Source organism: Marinovum sp. E3 (genome assembly GCF_055755275.1).
Map to the genome: position 1 here is coordinate 1369313 of NZ_CM146908.1, position 15594 is coordinate 1384906.

A 15594-nucleotide genomic window follows, 5' to 3' on the forward strand; every position below is an offset into this window, starting at 1 on the left:
GCGGCTTGCGACGGCGGCACATGTGGAGACGGATATGGATCTAGAGACGAAATTTGCGCGGTTCGACACCGGGTTGAGCGTGACCGACGGGCAGGTGATCGAGGGCTATGCGAGCCTGTTCGGGGCCTGCGATCAGGGCGGAGATGTGGTGGCCGAAGGGGCTTATGCGGCCTCTTTGAAGCGGCTGACGGCGGAGCGGCGGCAGGTGCGGATGCTCTGGCAGCATGACCCGGCGCAGCCGATCGGCGTCTGGGACGAGGTGCGCGAGGATGGGCGCGGGCTTTTCGTCAAGGGGCGCATTCTGGAGACGGTTGCGAAGGGACGCGAGGCGGCAGCGCTTTTGGCGGCGGGGGCGATCGACGGGCTGTCGATCGGCTATCGCACCCGGAAAGCGGTGACATCGGACAGGGGTCCCAACAAGGGCAAGAGGCTCTTGCAGGAACTGGAGCTTTGGGAGGTGTCGCTGGTGACCTTTCCGATGCTGCCCAGTGCGCGGGTGGCGGCCAAGGGCGAGCGCCCGGACGACACCTTGCGGGAATTGGCCGCGGTTTTCGAGGCGGCGCGCCAGGAGATCGCGCGCAACAGCTAGCGCGGGACAACAGGAGAAGCGGATGGAAATGACCGATGCAGAGGCAGCGGGCGGGGATCCTTTGTCCCCGGCGCAGGAGGTGAAGACAGCGGTTGGCGGCTTTGTCACCGAGTTGAAGGCCTTTCGGGCCGAGATCGAAACCAGAGTTCAGAAGCAGGAAGAGAAAATGACCATGTTTGAACGCAAGACCCTTGCTGCGGCCCGCCCGGCGCTTGCCGCGACCGATTACGACGCACCGCATCAGAAGGCCTTTGACGCCTATCTGCGCTCGGGTGATGACGACGGGCTGCGCGGGCTGGAGCTGGACCAGAAGAGCATGTCGACCGCGGTGAATTCTGATGGCGGCTTTCTGGTCGATCCGCAAATGTCGGAGACCATCAAGTCGGTGCTGCATTCCGGCGCGTCGATCCGGGCGGTGGCCAGCGTGGTGAATGTCGAAGCGACCTCTTATGACGTGCTGGTCGATACCACCGATCTGGGCGCCGGCTGGGCCAGCGAGACCGCGGTGAGCGCCGAGACCGGTACGCCGACCATCGACCGGATCACCATTCCGCTGCATGAGCTCTCGGCGCTGCCCAAGGCGTCGCAGCGGCTGTTGGACGATGCTGCCTTTGACATCGAGAGCTGGCTGGCCGGGCGCATCGCCGAGAAATTCGCCCGCGCCGAGGCGGCGGCCTTTGTCAGCGGTGACGGCATCGACAAGCCGACAGGCTTTCTGACCCATCCGGTGGTGGACAATGACATCTGGGCCTGGGGCAATATCGGCTATGTGCCGACCGGTCTCGACAGCGCGCTGGGCAATGGCGATGCGATCATCGACCTGGTTTATGGGCTGGGGGCGGAGTACCGCGCCAATGGCACCTTCGTGATGAACTCGAAAACCGCTGGCGAGGTGCGCAAGCTCAAGGATGGTGACGGGCGCTTTCTGTGGTCGGACGGTCTTGCGGCGGGCGAGCCGGCGCGGCTGCTGGGCTATCCGGTGCTGATCGCCGAGGACATGCCGGACATTGCCAGCGGCTCCGATTCCATCGCCTTTGGTGATTTTGCGGCGGGCTATACCGTGGCCGAGCGCCCCGATCTGCGGGTGCTGCGCGACCCCTTCAGCGCCAAGCCGAACGTGCTGTTCTACGCCACCAAACGCGTGGGCGGGGACGTGAGCGACTTTGCCGCGATCAAGGTGCTGCGCTTCGCCGTCTCGTAATCCGGGGCGGTGAGGCCGGGGGGCGAGGCCCTTCGGCGGGCGCGCGTCGGTTGACCGGCGTTGTCTGGCTGCTCCCCTCCGTTCGAGCAACGTGGGTGGCGCGCGCCTGAAACCGGACGGCGGGAAAGCATGGGGCCGTGGGGGCCGAAGACGGAGTTACCGAAATGATGTTGGTAGAAGAGACCAATGTGCCCCTGGCGGCGCTTCCGGTCGAGGAATTCAAGGCGCATCTGCGGCTGGGCAGCGGCTTTGCCGGGGCAGGCGTGCAGGATGCGGTGCTGGCAAGCTTTCTGCGCGCGGCCATCGCGGCGATCGAGGCGCGCACCGGCAAGGCGCTGATCCTGCGGCCGTTCACCTATACGGTGGAGCGCTGGCGAGAAACGGCGGCCCAGCGCCTTCCGGTGGCGCCGGTGACGGCGGTGAGTTCGGTCACGATCACCGATGCGGCGGGCACGGCGGAGGTGGTGGACCCGGGCGATTACCGGCTGCGCCCCGATGCCCAGGCGCCGCAGCTGCGCGCCACCGGGAGCTGTCTGCCGGTGATCCCGGCAGGGGGCAGCGCGGCCGTCGCCTTCAGCGCGGGATATGCGCCGGACTGGGCCGGGCTTCCGGCCGATCTGGGGCAGGCGGTGATGCTGCTGGCGGCGCATTACTACGAATACCGCGACGAGACGGCGCTGGGGCAGGGCTGCATGCCGTTTGGCGTGACCACGCTGATCGAACGCTACCGGATGATGCGGGCAAGTTTCGTCGCAGGGGGGCTGGGATGAGCGCGCCGCGGATCAATCGGGCGCTGGTGCTCGAGGCGCCGCAGGATGTGCCGGACGGCGCCGGCGGGTTTGACCGACTGTGGCTGCCGCAGGGCACGCTCTGGGCGGAAATCACCGCCCGCAGCGGACGGTTTGCCCGGGGTGAGGCGGGGCCCAGCTCTCTGACCGGCTACCGCATCGTGGTGCGGGCCGCGCCGGTGGGCGATTCGCAACGGCCGGTGGCAGGCCAGCGGTTTCGCGAGGGAACACGGAGCTGGCGGATCGAGGCGGTGGCAGAGAAGGGCGCCGATGCCCGGTATCTCACGTGTTTTGCCGAAGAGGAGGTGGCGGCATGAGCTATGCGGTGGCGGCCGCCTTGCAGGCGGCGGTGTACAGCCAGCTCTCTGGCGATACGGCGCTGGGCGCGATCGTCGGGACGGCGGTCTATGATGCGGTGCCGGCGGGGACGCTGCCGGCGATCTATGTGACGCTGGGCGCCGAAACGGCGCGCGACCGGTCGGACATGACCGGCCGGGGGGCGGCGCATGATCTGCGGATTTCGGTGATCTCTGACGCCCAGGGCTTTCAGCAGGCCAAGGAGGCGGCGGCGGCGGTGAGCGATGCGCTGGACGCTGTGCCGCCGGCGTTGAGCCGCGGGCGTCTTGTCGGCCTCTGGTTCCGACAGGCCAAGGCGACGCTGGACCGAAGCGACGGCATGCGGCGGATCGACATGATCTTTCGCGCCCGGGTGGAAGACAACTGACATTCTTTATCGGAGGACGCGATATGGCGGCTCAAAACGGCAAGGACCTTTTGATCAAGGTCGATCTCAGCGGCGCTGGGCAATTCGAAACCATGGTGGGCCTGCGTGCCTCGCGGATCAGCTTCAATGCGGAACCGGTCGATGTGACCTCGCTGGAAAGCGCCGGGGGCTGGCGCGAGCTGCTGGGAGGTGCCGGGGTGAAAAGCGCGGCGATCTCGGGCGCCGGCATCTTCAAGGACGACAGCACCGACGAACGCGCGCGGCAGATCTTCTTTGACGGCGAGGTGCCGAATTTTCAGGTCATCATCCCGGATTTCGGCACCGTCGAAGGGCCCTTTCAGGTGACCAGCCTGGAATATGCCGGCAGCCATGACGGCGAGGCCACATATGAACTTTCGCTTGCCTCGGCCGGTGCGCTGACCTTCGTGGCGCTCTGAGCCATGGGCAATCCGTGGCGGGGCGAGGTCACGCTGGTGATCGATGGCGAGGCGCAGGTGCTCAAGCTGACACTGGGCGCCTTGGCCGAGCTGGAAGAGGCGCTGGACGAAGGATCGCTGGTCGACCTGGTGGCGCGGTTCGAGGCGGGGCGGTTTTCAAGCCGCGACGTGCTGGCGCTGATCGTGGCCGGGCTGCGGGGCGGCGGCTGGCAGGGCGGGCCGCGCGATCTGGTGCGGGCCGAGATTGCCGGCGGGCCGATGGGCGCGGCGCGCGCGGCGGCCAAGCTTCTGGCGCGGGCCTTCATGCTGCCGGAGGCACAGGAGAGGTGAGCCGGATCAACTGGCCCAAACTGATGGCCGCGGGCCTGCGCGGGCTGGGGCTGACACCGGCGGCATTCTGGGCGCTGACCCCGGCCGAGTTGATGCTGATGCTGGGTGTGGGCGGCGGCGGTGGCGCGCTGACCCGGGACCGGCTGGATCAGCTGATCGCGGCCTTCCCGGACGATGAGAAAGGAACGGAGTGATGGCGGAACTGGACGGATTGGACGATCTCGATATGCAGGTCGACGCACTGGCGCAATCGCTGGGCTCGGCGGGCGCGTTGGCGGCCGGGTTCGACAGCGAACTCAAGCGGATACACCAGACGTTTGCCGCGACAGGCGATCAGGCACGTTCGCTGGGCACGACACTTTCGGGCGGTCTGCGCAAGGCGATCGACGGCGTGATCCTCGATGGGATGAACCTGTCGGATGCGCTGGGGGTCGTCGGAAAGTCGATGATCAACGCCGCCTTTAACGCGGCAGTGAAACCGGTGACCGATCACTTCGGCGCGCTTCTGGGCGGTGCGCTGACGCCTCTTGTGCCGTTCGAGAAAGGCGGTGCCTTCAGTCAGGGGCGGGTGACGCCCTTTGCCAATGGCGGGATCGTCAGCGGCCCGGTGGTCTTTCCGATACGCGGCGGCATGGGGCTGATGGGCGAGGCCGGGCCGGAAGCGATCATGCCGCTGGCCCGGGGGGCGAACGGCAAGCTCGGGGTGCAGGCCCAGGGCGGCGCCGGCCCGATCAACGTGGTGATGAACATCCAGACGCCGGATGCGCAGGGCTTCCAGCGCAGCCAGAGCCAGATCGCGGCGCAGATGAGCCGGGTGCTCGCACGCGGCACGCGCAACAGGTAACCGGGGAGGGGAGACGATGGCATTTCACGAGGTACGGTTTCCCGCCAACCTGAGCTTTGGCTCGGTCGGCGGGCCGGAGCGGCGGACCGATATCGTCACGCTGGCGAATGGCTTCGAAGAGCGCAACACGCCCTGGGCGCAATCGCGCCGGCGGTATGACGCAGGGGTCGGGCTGCGCTCGCTTGACGATATCGAGCGGCTGATCGGGTTTTTCGAGGCGCGTCAGGGCCAGATGTACGGCTTTCGCTGGAAGGACTGGTCGGATTACAAATCGGCGCTGCCGAGCAAGGAGGTCGCCTATCGCGACCAGGTGATTGCCCTGGGCGATGGCGCCTCGGTCACCTATCCGCTGATCAAGACCTATCGATCCGGCGCTGCCGCATACGCCCGGCGGATCACCAAGCCGGTGCAGGGCACGGTGCGGATGGGGGTGCAGGGCGACGAATTGCAGGAAGGCGTGCACTACGAGGTGGACGTGTCCAGCGGCTTGGTTACCTTTGCCACGCCGCCCTTGCAGGACGTGGAGATCACCGCGGGCTTCGAATTTGACGTGCCGGTGCGCTTTGACACCGACCGGATTGCCACCTCTGTGGCCTCGTTCCAGGCGGGCGAGGTGCCCTCGGTGCCGGTGGTGGAGGTGCGGCTGTGAGGGCGCTTTCCGAGGCGCTGGCAGCGCATCTGGAAAGCGGTCTGACGACGCTGTGCCGGGCCTGGGCGATCGACCGCACCGATGGCGTGGCGTTCGGCTTTACCGATCATGACCGCACGCTGGATTTCGAGGGGCTGAGCTTTCGCGCCGATACCGGGCTGTCGGCCATGGCGTTTCAGCAGGGCACCGGGCTTTCGGTCGACAATTCCGAGGCGGTGGGGGCGCTGTCAGATGCGGCGATCACCGAGGCGGATATCCTCGCCGGGCGCTATGATGGGGCAACGGTGCGAGCCTGGCTGGTGAACTGGAAGAACGTGGCCCAGCGGCACATGCTGTTTCGCGGTACCATCGGCGAGATGCGGCGGGTGGACGGTGCCTTCGAGGCCGAGCTGCGTGGGCTGGCGGAGGCGCTGAACCGGCCGTTCGGGCGGGTCTACCAGTCGCCCTGCACCGCCGTGCTGGGGGATCGGGCCTGCGGCTTTGACCTGACGACGCCCGGCTATCACTGGCAAGGCGCGGTTCAGGAGGTCGACGAGACCTCGAGCGTGGCGGTGTTTACCGACAATGGTTTTGAACCGGAGTGGTTTCAGCGCGGGCGGATGGAGGTGCTTTCCGGCACGGCCAAGGGGCTCTCGGGGCCGATCAAGCGCGACAGTACGGAGGGGGCCGGGCGCAGGATCGAGCTTTGGGCACCGCTTCGGGCGCAGATGGCTGCGGGCGATCTGGTGCGGCTGACGGCGGGCTGCGACAAGCGGCTCGAAACCTGTCGATTCAAGTTCAACAATCTGCTGAATTTCCGGGGGTTCCCGGATGTGCCCGAGGACGACTGGCTGATCGTCAACCCGGCGCGGGCCGGGGCGAAATCCGGCGGGAGCCGGAGATGAGCGGCGGCGAGAGGGCGGTGGCCGCGGCGCGGCGTTGGATCGGCACGCCCTATCTGCACCAGGCGTCGGTCCGGGGGGCAGGCTGCGACTGTCTCGGGCTGTTGCGCGGGGTGTGGCGCGAGGTAATCGGAGCCGAGCCCGAAGCGGCCCCGGCCTATTCGCGCGACTGGTCCGAGCCGCAGGGCGAAGAGCGGCTGTGGCAGGCCGCCCGCCGGCATCTGCGCGCCAAGTCGCGCACCGCCGAGGCGCCGGGCGACGTTCTGTTGTTTCGTATGCGTGAGGGAGCGGTGGCCAAACATCTAGGCCTTCAGGCGCGCACCGGTGCGGCGGCCAGTTTCATCCATTCCTACAGCGGTCACGGGGTGATCGAGAGCCCGTTGAGCGGCCCCTGGGCGCGGCGCATCGCGGCCCGATTTGCCTTTCCAGAGGAGACGACCTGATGGCGACAATCGTTCTTTCCGCCGCCGGTGCCGCGCTTGGCAGCGCCGTCGGCGGCACGTTCCTGGGCTTGTCGATGACCGCTGTCGGCCGGTTCGTCGGCGCCTCGATCGGGCGCGCCATCGACCAGCGGCTGATGGGGCAGGGATCGGAGGTGGTGGTCGAGGGCAACCGCATCGACCGGTTTCGGGTCAATCGCGCCGGTGAGGGCGCGCCGGTGGCGCGCAGCTATGGCCGCACGCGGATGTCGGGGCATGTGATCTGGGCCAGCGCCTTTACCGAACATGTGGATACCGAGACCAGTGGCGGCGGCGGTGGCAAGGGCGCGCCCGCGCAGCCCGAGGTGACAACAACCACCTATTCCTATTCGGTCAGCCTGGCGATTGCGATCTGCGAGGGCGAGATCACCGGGATTGGCCGGATCTGGGCCGATGGCGAGGAAATCTCGCCCGAGGATCTGAACCTCAAGGTCTATCCCGGCAGCGCCGATCAATTGCCCGATCCCAAGATCGAGGCGATCGAAGGCAGCGGCGCGGTGCCGGCCTATCGCGGCACCGCCTATGTGGTGCTGGAAGAGCTTGACCTCTCGCCCTTTGGCAACCGGGTGCCGCAGTTCAGCTTCGAGGTGACCAAGCCGGTGCAGACCGACACGCCCGAGGGGCCGGCAGAGGTGCCGCACAACCTGCGCGGCGTGGCGCTGATTCCCGGCACCGGCGAATATGCCCTGGCCACCACGCCGGTGGCCTATCGCTATGGCGCGGGCCAGTCTCGGATGGCCAATGTCAACACGCCCTCGGGGCGCAGCGATCTCGACACCTCGCTTGACCAACTGGTCGCGGAATGCCCCGACATGGGCGCAACCTCGCTGGTGGTGAGCTGGTTCGGCGATGACCTGCGCTGCGGAACGTGCAGCCTGCGGCCCAAGGTCGAGCAGACCGAGTTTGACGGGCGCGGCGCCAAATGGCGGGTCAGCGGGCTGGCGCGAAGCGCGGCAGAAACCGTGGTGCAGGAGAGCGATGCCACGCCGGTCTATGGTGGCACCCCGTCCGATGGCGCGGTGCTCGAGGGGATCAGGGCGCTTCAGGCGCGCGGGCAGGCGGTGATGTTCTATCCGTTCATCCTGATGGAGCAGATGGCGGGCAACGGTCTGCCCGACCCCTACGGCGCGGCGACGGATCAGCCGGTGCTGCCATGGCGCGGGCGGATCACCACCTCGGCCGCGCCGGGGCTGACCGGCAGCCCGGATGGCACGGCAGCGGCCGAGGCCGAGGTTGCGACCTTCTTTGGTACGGCGCAGGTCGGGGATTTTGCCATCGACGGACAAAGTGCGACCTCGGGCGGGGTGATCGCTGCGCTGGGCGGCACGGATGAGGTGATCGGCAAGACGGTCACCTATAGCGGGCCCGAGGAATGGAGTTATCGCCGTTTCATCCTGCACTATGCCGCGCTTTGTGCGGCGGCTGGCGGGGTGGATGCCTTCTGCATCGGATCCGAGATGCGCGGGCTGACGCAGATCCGGGGCGCGGGTGGCAGTTTTCCGGCGGTGGCGGCGATGGTGCAGCTTGCGGTAGACGTGCGCGAGATCCTCGGGCCGGGGGTGAAGATCGGCTATGCCGCCGATTGGTCGGAGTATTTCGGCTATCACCCGCAGGACGGATCGGGCGACGTCTATTTCCATCTCGATCCGCTGTGGAGCGATGCCAATATCGATTTCGTGGGGATCGACAATTACATGCCGCTTTCGGACTGGCGCGCCGGCGATGACCACGCCGATGCGGCTTTCGGCGCGATCTACAACCTCGACTATCTGCGCGGCAATGTCGCGGGCGGCGAAGGCTATGACTGGTATTACGACACGCCCGAGGCGCGTGCGGCGCAGCGCCGCGAACCGATCAGCGATGGCGCCCATGACGAGCCTTGGGTGTTTCGCTACAAGGACATCCGCAATTGGTGGGAGCACAAGCACCATGACCGCATCGGCGGCGTGCGCCAGGCGGGTTCAACCGCCTGGGTGCCACAGAGCAAGCCGGTGTGGTTCACCGAATTCGGCTGTGCCGCCGTCGACAAGGGCAGCAACCAGCCCAACAAGTTCCTCGACCCGAAGTCCAGCGAAAGCAGCCTGCCACGGTTTTCCAATGGCCGGCGGGACGAACTGATCCAGCGGCAATATCTGAGGGCGGTCACCGAATTCTGGGGCGATCCGGCCAACAACCCGATTTCCGAAGAATATGGCGGCACCATGATCGACATGGCCCGCGCCTTTGCCTGGGCCTGGGACGCGCGGCCCTTTCCGGCCTTTCCCGGCAATGAGACGCTCTGGAGCGACAGCGGCAACTACGTGCAGGGGCATTGGCTCAACGGGCGGGTCTCGGGGCTGTCGCTGGCCCGGCTGGTGGCGGAGATCTGCGAAGAGGCCGGGGTGCTGGCGTATGACGTCTCGCACCTTCATGGCTTCGTGCGGGGCTATACCGCGGCCGACAGTGGCGACATGCGGCGGCTGTTGCAGCCGCTGATGCTGCGCTTTGGCTTTGATGCAGTGGAACGCGACGGGGTGCTGCATTTCCGGATGCGTGACGGCCAGACCGCCAAGGTGATCGATGCCGCGCGGCTCGCCGAAAGCCCCGATCTCGACGGCATCCTAATGCAGAGCCGCGCCTCGGAGGCCGAGATGGCGGGGCGGGTGCGGCTCGAGTTCATCCGCTCGGACGGCGATTACGAGACCATTGCAGAAGAGGCGGTGCTGCCGGACGACGCGACCCATGCGGTCTCGCGCAGCGAGATGCCGCTGGTAATGACCCGCGCCGAGGGGCGGCAGACGGTCGAGCGTTGGCTGGCCGAGGCGCGGGTGGCGCGCGAACAGGCGCGTTTTGCGCTACCGCCCTCGCGGCTCGATATCGGGCCGGGCGATATTGTCTCGTTGCCCGAGGAGGCGGGCCGTGCGCTCTATCGCGTCGACCGGATGGAGACCGGTCGCGAACAGATCATCGAGGCGGTGCGGATCGAGCCCGAGGTTTACGACCCGGTGGATGTGCCGGAGGATCCGGGAACGGTCACGCCCTTTGTGGCCCCGGTGCCGGTGCTGCCGCTGTTCATGGACCTGCCGCTGATGTCCGGCGACGAGGTGCCGCATGCGCCGCATCTGGCGCTGGTGGCCAAGCCCTGGCCGGGCACCGTGGCGCTCTATGCTTCGGCGCAGGATGCCGATTACGCGCTGTCCGACACCTTTGCTGCCCGGGCCACCTTTGGCGTGACCGAGACCGCGATGACCGCGGCGGCGGCGGGGCTGATCGACCGCGGGGCGGGGCTTCAGGTGCGACTGACCAGCGGGATGTTCTCTTCCGTCACCGAGGCGCAGCTTCTCTCCGGCGCCAATCTCTGCGCCATTGGCGATGGCACGCCCGACGGCTGGGAACTGTTCCAGTTTCGCGATGCCCGGCTCATCGACACCGACACCTGGGTGCTGAGCCACCGGCTGCGCGGGCAGCTCGGCACCGATGCGCTGATGCCGCAGACCTGGCCCACGGGGTCATATGTGGTGCTGCTTGACGGCGCACCGCAACAGATCAGCCTGGCCTCGTCGCAACGCCGGGTGGCGCGGCACTACCGGGTCGGGCCGGCGCGGCGCCCGGTGGGCGATCCGTCTTACACCCATGAGGAACACGCTTTTGACGGCAATGGCCTGCGGCCCTATAGCCCGGCACATCTGCGGGGACGCTGGGCCGGCGGCGATCTTGAACTGAGCTGGATCCGTCGCACACGGGTGGATGGCGATAGCTGGGACCTGGCCGATGTGCCCCTGGCCGAAGCGCGCGAGAGCTATCTGGTGCGGGTGCTGGACCAGAGCGGTGTGTTGCGCGAGGCGATGGTGGACACGCCGGGCTTTACCTATGGTGCGGCGATGCAGGCGCAGGACGGGGCCGGCACGGGGCTGGCGGTCGAGGTGGCGCAGGTGTCGGATATCTACGGCCCGGGCCTTTTCGCGCGCTGGGCGGGCTGAGGCGATGCGGCCGGTTCTGCATGGCGATGTGACGGCGGCGGCCCGGGCGCTGCTGATGGTGCCGGCAGAGGCGCGCGACGGGCTCTGCCGCCGGATGATCGAAGAGGCGGATTTCGCCGACCGCTATGCCAAGCGCCTCGGGCGGCCGCATCGGCTCTGGGGCAACGGCACGTTGATGGCCGCCGCCCGGGCGCGGCCGTTGGCGGCCGAGCCTGCGCTGGGCGAAGAGCGCTATTGCCGCTGCCTCGAGACGGTGTTTCGCATGCTGCTGGAGTGGCGGGCGGTACGGCGTCCCGCTGCGCGGACATAACGCAGGTCGCGCAGCGCGATCGGGGTATCGCCTTGGCGGCGCTGGCTTTCTTGCCGGCGTTCACCGGCCGGAATACACCTTATCACAGGTTTGCGTTTGGCCTCGGCCGCAGGCGTGTTATATCACAGGGCACGGACACCGGAGACGAGGATGCCATGGCCCGGACACAGACGCATATTGCAGAGGTCGACCCGATCTGGGCGCGGATCCTCGACGAGGCAGAGGCCGCGGTGGGCGATGAGCCGCTGCTCGGCGGGTTGATCCACCAAAGCGTGCTGCACCATCCTTCGCTCGAACGGGCTCTGAGCTATCGGATTTCGCTCAAACTGGCCTCGGGCGAGATGTCAGAGCAAATCCTGCGCGAGATCTGCGACGAGGCCTATGCCGCCGATCCTGCGATCGGGCAGTCGGCGCGGGCCGATATCTCCGCCGTTTATGACCGCGATCCGGCCTGCCACAGGTTCTTGCAGCCTCTGCTGTTCTTCAAGGGATTTCAGGCGATCCAATCCTACCGCATCGGTCACTGGCTCTGGCATCAGGGCCGCCGCGACATGTCTTATTTCATCCAGATGCGGGTGTCGGAGGTCTTTGGCATCGACATCCATCCGGCCGCGCGCATCGGCAAGGGCATCATGATCGACCACGCCCATTCGATTGTCATCGGCGAGACGGCGGTGGTGGGCGACAATGTCTCGATGCTGCATTCGGTGACCCTTGGCGGTACCGGCAAGGAAGAGCAGGACCGCCATCCCAAGATCGGCGATGGCGTGCTGATTGGCGCCGGGGCCAAGGTGCTGGGCAATATCCGCATCGGCAATTGCTCGCGCATCGCCGCCGGGTCGGTGGTGCTCTCGGAAGTGCCGCCCTGCAAGACCGTTGCCGGCGTGCCGGCCCGGATCGTGGGCGAGGCGGGCTGTGATCAGCCGTCGATGTCGATGGATCAGATCCTCAAATCCGGGGCGTGAAGACCGCCCCGGAAACTCTTGATTACACACGTGTTACCGAGATCGGCGGCAGAGTTTGCCCGGCCACTTCGGCGGCGCTTTCGCTGTAGTTGAACCAGAAGCATTCCGCTCCGGTCTCGCGCCGGCGCACGCCTTCGGGCATCTCGCAGGTCTCCAGCCCGGCTTTGTCGCAGGCCCAGTTCAGCACCCGGGCCAGCGCCGCCGCATCCAGCCAGCCGCTGACATAGGCCAGCGGGCCCTGGGCGATCAGCACCGGCGCGCCATCGACGCTTTCCTCGATGACTTCGGCCGAGCCTTCGACAAATTCGCGATACAGCGTCACCGCGCCGGTGGTCTTCAGCGCCACCGGCATGTCGGGCCGCAGGCTTTCGACCCGGGACACCAGCGCATCGAGCCCCGGCATCGCCGGCGGCAGCGGCACCGGGATGGCCATGTTCTCGGTGCGGGCGCCGCTGCGCGGACCGAGCAGCACCACGGCGCCGCTCTCGGCCAGGGCGGTCTTCACCGTCTCGGGCAGGTACATTGCCCCCGGCGCCACGATCAGGCGATAGCCCGAGAGATCGCCACCGGGTCGCAGGATGTCGACCGACAGGCCGAGCTTGCGCAGCCCGCGATAGGTCTCGAACACCAGATCGAAATAGCTCAGCCCCCGGCCATGCGGCTGGATCTGCCAGGTCCAATCGGCCTCGTAGTCAAACAGCAGCGCCACGGGCGCCTGCGCCCTGGCAACATCGGGCGCATCGGCCAGCTCTGCCGCCACTTCGCGCGCCTCGACGATCGCCGGAGCGTCGGCGCTGTCGGGCCGCAACATGCCGGCGTGCATCAGTTCCTGCGCCATAGGCGCCTGCCGCCAGCGGAAATAACAGACCGCCTCGGCGCCATGGGCAAAGGCCTCCCAGGTCCAGATCCGGACCATGCCGGGCAGGGGGGCGGGGTTGTAGGGCGCCCAGTTCACCGGGCCGGGCTGCTGTTCCATCACCCACATCCGGCCACGTCCCACGGCGCGGTAGAGATCGTGGTGAAAGGCCTGGAAATCCGGGTCGCCCTGGCGCGCATATGTCCGGCGGTGGGCCTCGGTGGCGGTCAGCCGATCTTCGAGAAAGCCCAGAGGATAGCTGTCCCAGGCAGCGATATCGAGATCGTCGCCGACCTTGTAGTGATCGAAATCCGTAATCTTTCCCATGTAGTTATGGGAAATCGGCGCGTCGGAATGGCGGCGGATGATTTCGACCTGGAGGCGGTTGAAGCTGACCACCTCATCCGAGGCGAAGCGGCGGAAATCGAGCACATGGCTCGGGTTCGGCTCGGTCACCGTGAGGTTGGGCAGGTCGATCTGATCGAAGCTGTCATATTCCATCGACCAGAAGACATTGCCCCAAGCCCGGTTCAGCGCGTCGATATCGCCGTCGTTGCCCTTTCCGGGATATTGCGCCCGGAGCCAGCCGCGAAAGCCCTGCCGCGCGGCTTCGGAATAGGAGAGCACGGTATCGTGGCAGGCGTATTCGTTGTCGGTCTGCCAGGCGGCGACATGGGGATTGCGGCCATAACGTTCGGCCAGCTTGCCGGTGATCACCGCGCATTCCTCGCGGTAACCCCGGTGGGAAAAGCAATAATGCCGCCGCGAGCCGAACTTGCGGGGCCGGCCCTCGGCATCCACGGCCAGCATGTCGGGGTGACGGTCGACCATCCAGCGCGGCGGGGTGGCGGTGGGGGTGCCCAGCACGACCTTCAGCCCGGCGGTTCCCAGCACGTCGATGGCGTCATCGAGCCAGCCAAAGTCATACTGCCCCGGTTGCGGCTCGAGCCGCGACCAGGCAAATTCGCCGATCCGGACCCAGGTCAGCCCGGCCTCGGCCATGCGCCGCGCGTCCTCTTCCCAGGTCGCGCGCGGCCAATGCTCGGGGTAATAGCAGGTGCCGAGGGTGCGTTTCATGCCGGTTGGCCGGCGTCATAAGCGGCGACGATGGCCCGTGCCTTTTCACCGACCTCACCCGCCGTCATGCCGGGCTTGTAAAGCGCCGAGCCGATGCCGAAACCGGTCACCCCGGCGTCGAACCATTCTCCGAAATTCTCGGGCCCGGCACCGCCGACGGCATAGGTTTTGGTGCCTTTCGGCAGCACTGCCGAGATCGCGGCGAGGCCCTTGGCGCCCACCAGGAAGCCAGGGAAGAACTTCAGCCCGTCGGCGCCGTGGCGCAGGGCGGTGAAACATTCGGTCGGGCTGGCCACGCCGGGAAAGGACAGCATGCCCAGCTCCTTCGAGCGGTCGATGACGGCCGGGTTGCAGTCGGGCGAGACCACCAGCGTGCCGCCGACGGATTTGAGCTCGTCCACCTGCTCGGGGGTCAGCACGGTGCCGGCGCCGATGGTGGCGCGGCCTTTCAACCCCTCGGCGAGGATGCCGATTGACTTGAACGGCTCGGGCGAATTCAGCGGCACCTCGATCCGGTCGATACCGGCGTCAACCAGCGTCTCGCCGATCTCCAGAACCTCATCCGGCGTCACGCCTCGCAGAATGGCAATGATTTCGCGGCTCATGTCATGCTCTCCTCATAGGCGGCCCTGAGGCCCGCCAATACGATTTCGGCCCCGTCTGTTTCACTGACGGAGGCCCCCTGCGGCGCCAGCGCCGCCTTGTACAATGCGTTGAGTTTCGGCGCGCCGATCAGCACGATCTCGCGGCCGAGCCAGTATTCCTTTGCCCCGGCAATCTCGAGCCCCATCAACAACCCTGAGAGCCGCGCCCGCGAGGTCGCAGCCTCGGTGCCGTCAAGCAGCGATCCGGCACGCAGCGAAAACAGCCGCGCGGTGAATTTCTGTGGCGCGCTCATGGCGTCGGTGACCGCTTCGTCGAAAGCCGCCTGATCCCAGCCGTCGCCTGCTACGGAATGGCGCAGCACCGATTGGCCCGAAAGCAGGGCGAAAATCTCGCCGGTCATGAAAGTGCGGAAGCTGACGATCTCGCGCGCGCTGATATGCACCCATTTGGTATGGGTGCCGGGCAGGCAGAGCACGCCGTCGAACTCCGGGTGCGCGGCCAGAAAGCCGGCGATCTGGGTTTCCTCGCCGCGCATCACGTCCGCCGGGCTGGCCTGCGACACGCCGGGCAGGATACGGACCTTGAGCCGCGGGTCGCGGACCTCCGGCGTCACGGCCTGACCCACGCCGGGCGCGGCGCAGGGGGTGGTGACATAAGGCGCCTCGTGCCAGCCCTGACGCGCGCCCACCATGCCGCAGGCGATCACCGGCACCGTGCCGCGCTCGGGCAGGCAATCGCCCACCAGCCGCAGCAGTTCCGGCTCGAAGCCGTCCCGTTCCAGAGCGCCCATGCCCTTGTCAGAGGTGACCATGCCGATCACCCCGTCCTTGCCCATCAGCCATGCCCTCAGGTTCGACGTGCCCCAGTCGACCGCGATCCAATCCGCAATTTCATTCATA

18 protein-coding genes are annotated in these 15594 nt (G+C 67.2%); 15 read left to right on the forward strand and 3 right to left on the reverse strand.

Going from position 1 to position 15594, the window contains the following annotated elements:
- Positions 1–34: 34 nt before the first annotated feature.
- The 15 genes from AC0J5K_RS06750 (at position 35) to cysE (ending at position 12156) form a co-directional block, all read left to right on the forward strand.
- Positions 35–589 (forward strand): HK97 family phage prohead protease, encoded by a 555-nt coding sequence (locus AC0J5K_RS06750; protein WP_274565110.1) that lies wholly within the window; start codon positions 35–37, stop codon positions 587–589.
- 22 nt (positions 590–611) lie between these two features.
- Entirely contained in the window at positions 612–1790 is a 1179-nt protein-coding gene (locus AC0J5K_RS06755; RefSeq protein ID WP_274565109.1) for a phage major capsid protein, read from the forward strand.
- A gap of 164 nt (positions 1791–1954) precedes the next feature.
- Positions 1955–2560 (forward strand): head-tail connector protein, encoded by a 606-nt coding sequence (locus AC0J5K_RS06760; protein ID WP_274565107.1) that lies wholly within the window; start codon positions 1955–1957, stop codon positions 2558–2560.
- Positions 2557–2895 (forward strand): head-tail adaptor protein, encoded by a 339-nt coding sequence (locus tag AC0J5K_RS06765; RefSeq protein WP_274565105.1) that lies wholly within the window; start codon positions 2557–2559, stop codon positions 2893–2895. Before AC0J5K_RS06760 ends, AC0J5K_RS06765 begins: the two co-directional genes overlap by 4 nt.
- Entirely contained in the window at positions 2892–3302 is a 411-nt protein-coding gene (locus AC0J5K_RS06770; protein ID WP_274565103.1) for a DUF3168 domain-containing protein, read from the forward strand. Before AC0J5K_RS06765 ends, AC0J5K_RS06770 begins: the two co-directional genes overlap by 4 nt.
- A 23-nt stretch (positions 3303–3325) precedes the next feature.
- Positions 3326–3739, forward strand: a complete 414-nt coding sequence (locus AC0J5K_RS06775; RefSeq protein WP_048532100.1) for a phage major tail protein, TP901-1 family — start codon at positions 3326–3328, stop codon at positions 3737–3739.
- Between the two features lie 3 nt (positions 3740–3742).
- Positions 3743–4069: a gene transfer agent family protein gene (locus AC0J5K_RS06780; RefSeq protein ID WP_274565100.1), complete on the forward strand. Its 327-nt coding sequence runs from the start codon at positions 3743–3745 to the stop codon at positions 4067–4069.
- Complete coding sequence (locus tag AC0J5K_RS06785) at positions 4066–4263, forward strand: rcc01693 family protein (protein ID WP_048532098.1); 198 nt, start codon at positions 4066–4068, stop codon at positions 4261–4263. Before AC0J5K_RS06780 ends, AC0J5K_RS06785 begins: the two co-directional genes overlap by 4 nt.
- Positions 4263–4913, forward strand: a complete 651-nt coding sequence (locus AC0J5K_RS06790; protein ID WP_274565099.1) for a phage tail tape measure protein — start codon at positions 4263–4265, stop codon at positions 4911–4913. The genes AC0J5K_RS06785 and AC0J5K_RS06790 overlap by 1 nt, the downstream gene beginning before the upstream one ends.
- Positions 4914–4929: 16 nt before the next feature.
- A complete protein-coding gene (locus AC0J5K_RS06795; protein WP_274565097.1) occupies positions 4930–5562 on the forward strand; it encodes a DUF2460 domain-containing protein in 633 nt (210 codons plus the stop codon).
- Positions 5559–6446: a DUF2163 domain-containing protein gene (locus AC0J5K_RS06800; RefSeq protein WP_274565095.1), complete on the forward strand. Its 888-nt coding sequence runs from the start codon at positions 5559–5561 to the stop codon at positions 6444–6446. Before AC0J5K_RS06795 ends, AC0J5K_RS06800 begins: the two co-directional genes overlap by 4 nt.
- Positions 6443–6886 (forward strand): NlpC/P60 family protein, encoded by a 444-nt coding sequence (locus tag AC0J5K_RS06805; protein WP_074836646.1) that lies wholly within the window; start codon positions 6443–6445, stop codon positions 6884–6886. The genes AC0J5K_RS06800 and AC0J5K_RS06805 overlap by 4 nt, the downstream gene beginning before the upstream one ends.
- The gene (locus AC0J5K_RS06810; RefSeq protein ID WP_274565093.1) at positions 6886–10881 is read left to right on the forward strand and encodes a baseplate multidomain protein megatron; all 3996 of its coding nucleotides are present in this window, start codon (positions 6886–6888) and stop codon (positions 10879–10881) included. Before AC0J5K_RS06805 ends, AC0J5K_RS06810 begins: the two co-directional genes overlap by 1 nt.
- A 4-nt stretch (positions 10882–10885) precedes the next feature.
- Complete coding sequence (locus tag AC0J5K_RS06815) at positions 10886–11191, forward strand: DUF7742 family protein (RefSeq protein ID WP_048532092.1); 306 nt, start codon at positions 10886–10888, stop codon at positions 11189–11191.
- 155 nt (positions 11192–11346) lie between these two features.
- Positions 11347–12156 carry a serine O-acetyltransferase gene (gene cysE / locus AC0J5K_RS06820; RefSeq protein ID WP_048532091.1) on the forward strand — a complete coding sequence of 270 codons (810 nt, stop codon included), beginning with the start codon at positions 11347–11349 and terminating at the stop codon, positions 12154–12156.
- Positions 12157–12178: 22 nt separating this feature from the next.
- Here cysE and AC0J5K_RS06825 read toward each other — a convergent pair whose 3' ends face one another.
- Genes AC0J5K_RS06825 through AC0J5K_RS06835 form a run of 3 tightly spaced genes read right to left on the reverse strand, consistent with a single transcriptional unit; the run spans position 12179 to position 15593 of the window.
- Positions 12179–14089 (reverse strand): beta-galactosidase, encoded by a 1911-nt coding sequence (locus tag AC0J5K_RS06825; protein ID WP_074836648.1) that lies wholly within the window; start codon positions 14087–14089, stop codon positions 12179–12181.
- On the reverse strand, positions 14086–14694 hold the full coding sequence (locus AC0J5K_RS06830) for a 2-dehydro-3-deoxy-6-phosphogalactonate aldolase (RefSeq protein WP_074836649.1): 609 nt from the start codon (positions 14692–14694) through the stop codon (positions 14086–14088). The genes AC0J5K_RS06825 and AC0J5K_RS06830 overlap by 4 nt, the downstream gene beginning before the upstream one ends.
- On the reverse strand, positions 14691–15593 hold the full coding sequence (locus AC0J5K_RS06835) for a 2-dehydro-3-deoxygalactonokinase (RefSeq protein ID WP_274565087.1): 903 nt from the start codon (positions 15591–15593) through the stop codon (positions 14691–14693). Before AC0J5K_RS06835 ends, AC0J5K_RS06830 begins: the two co-directional genes overlap by 4 nt.
- Position 15594 lies beyond the last annotated feature (1 nt).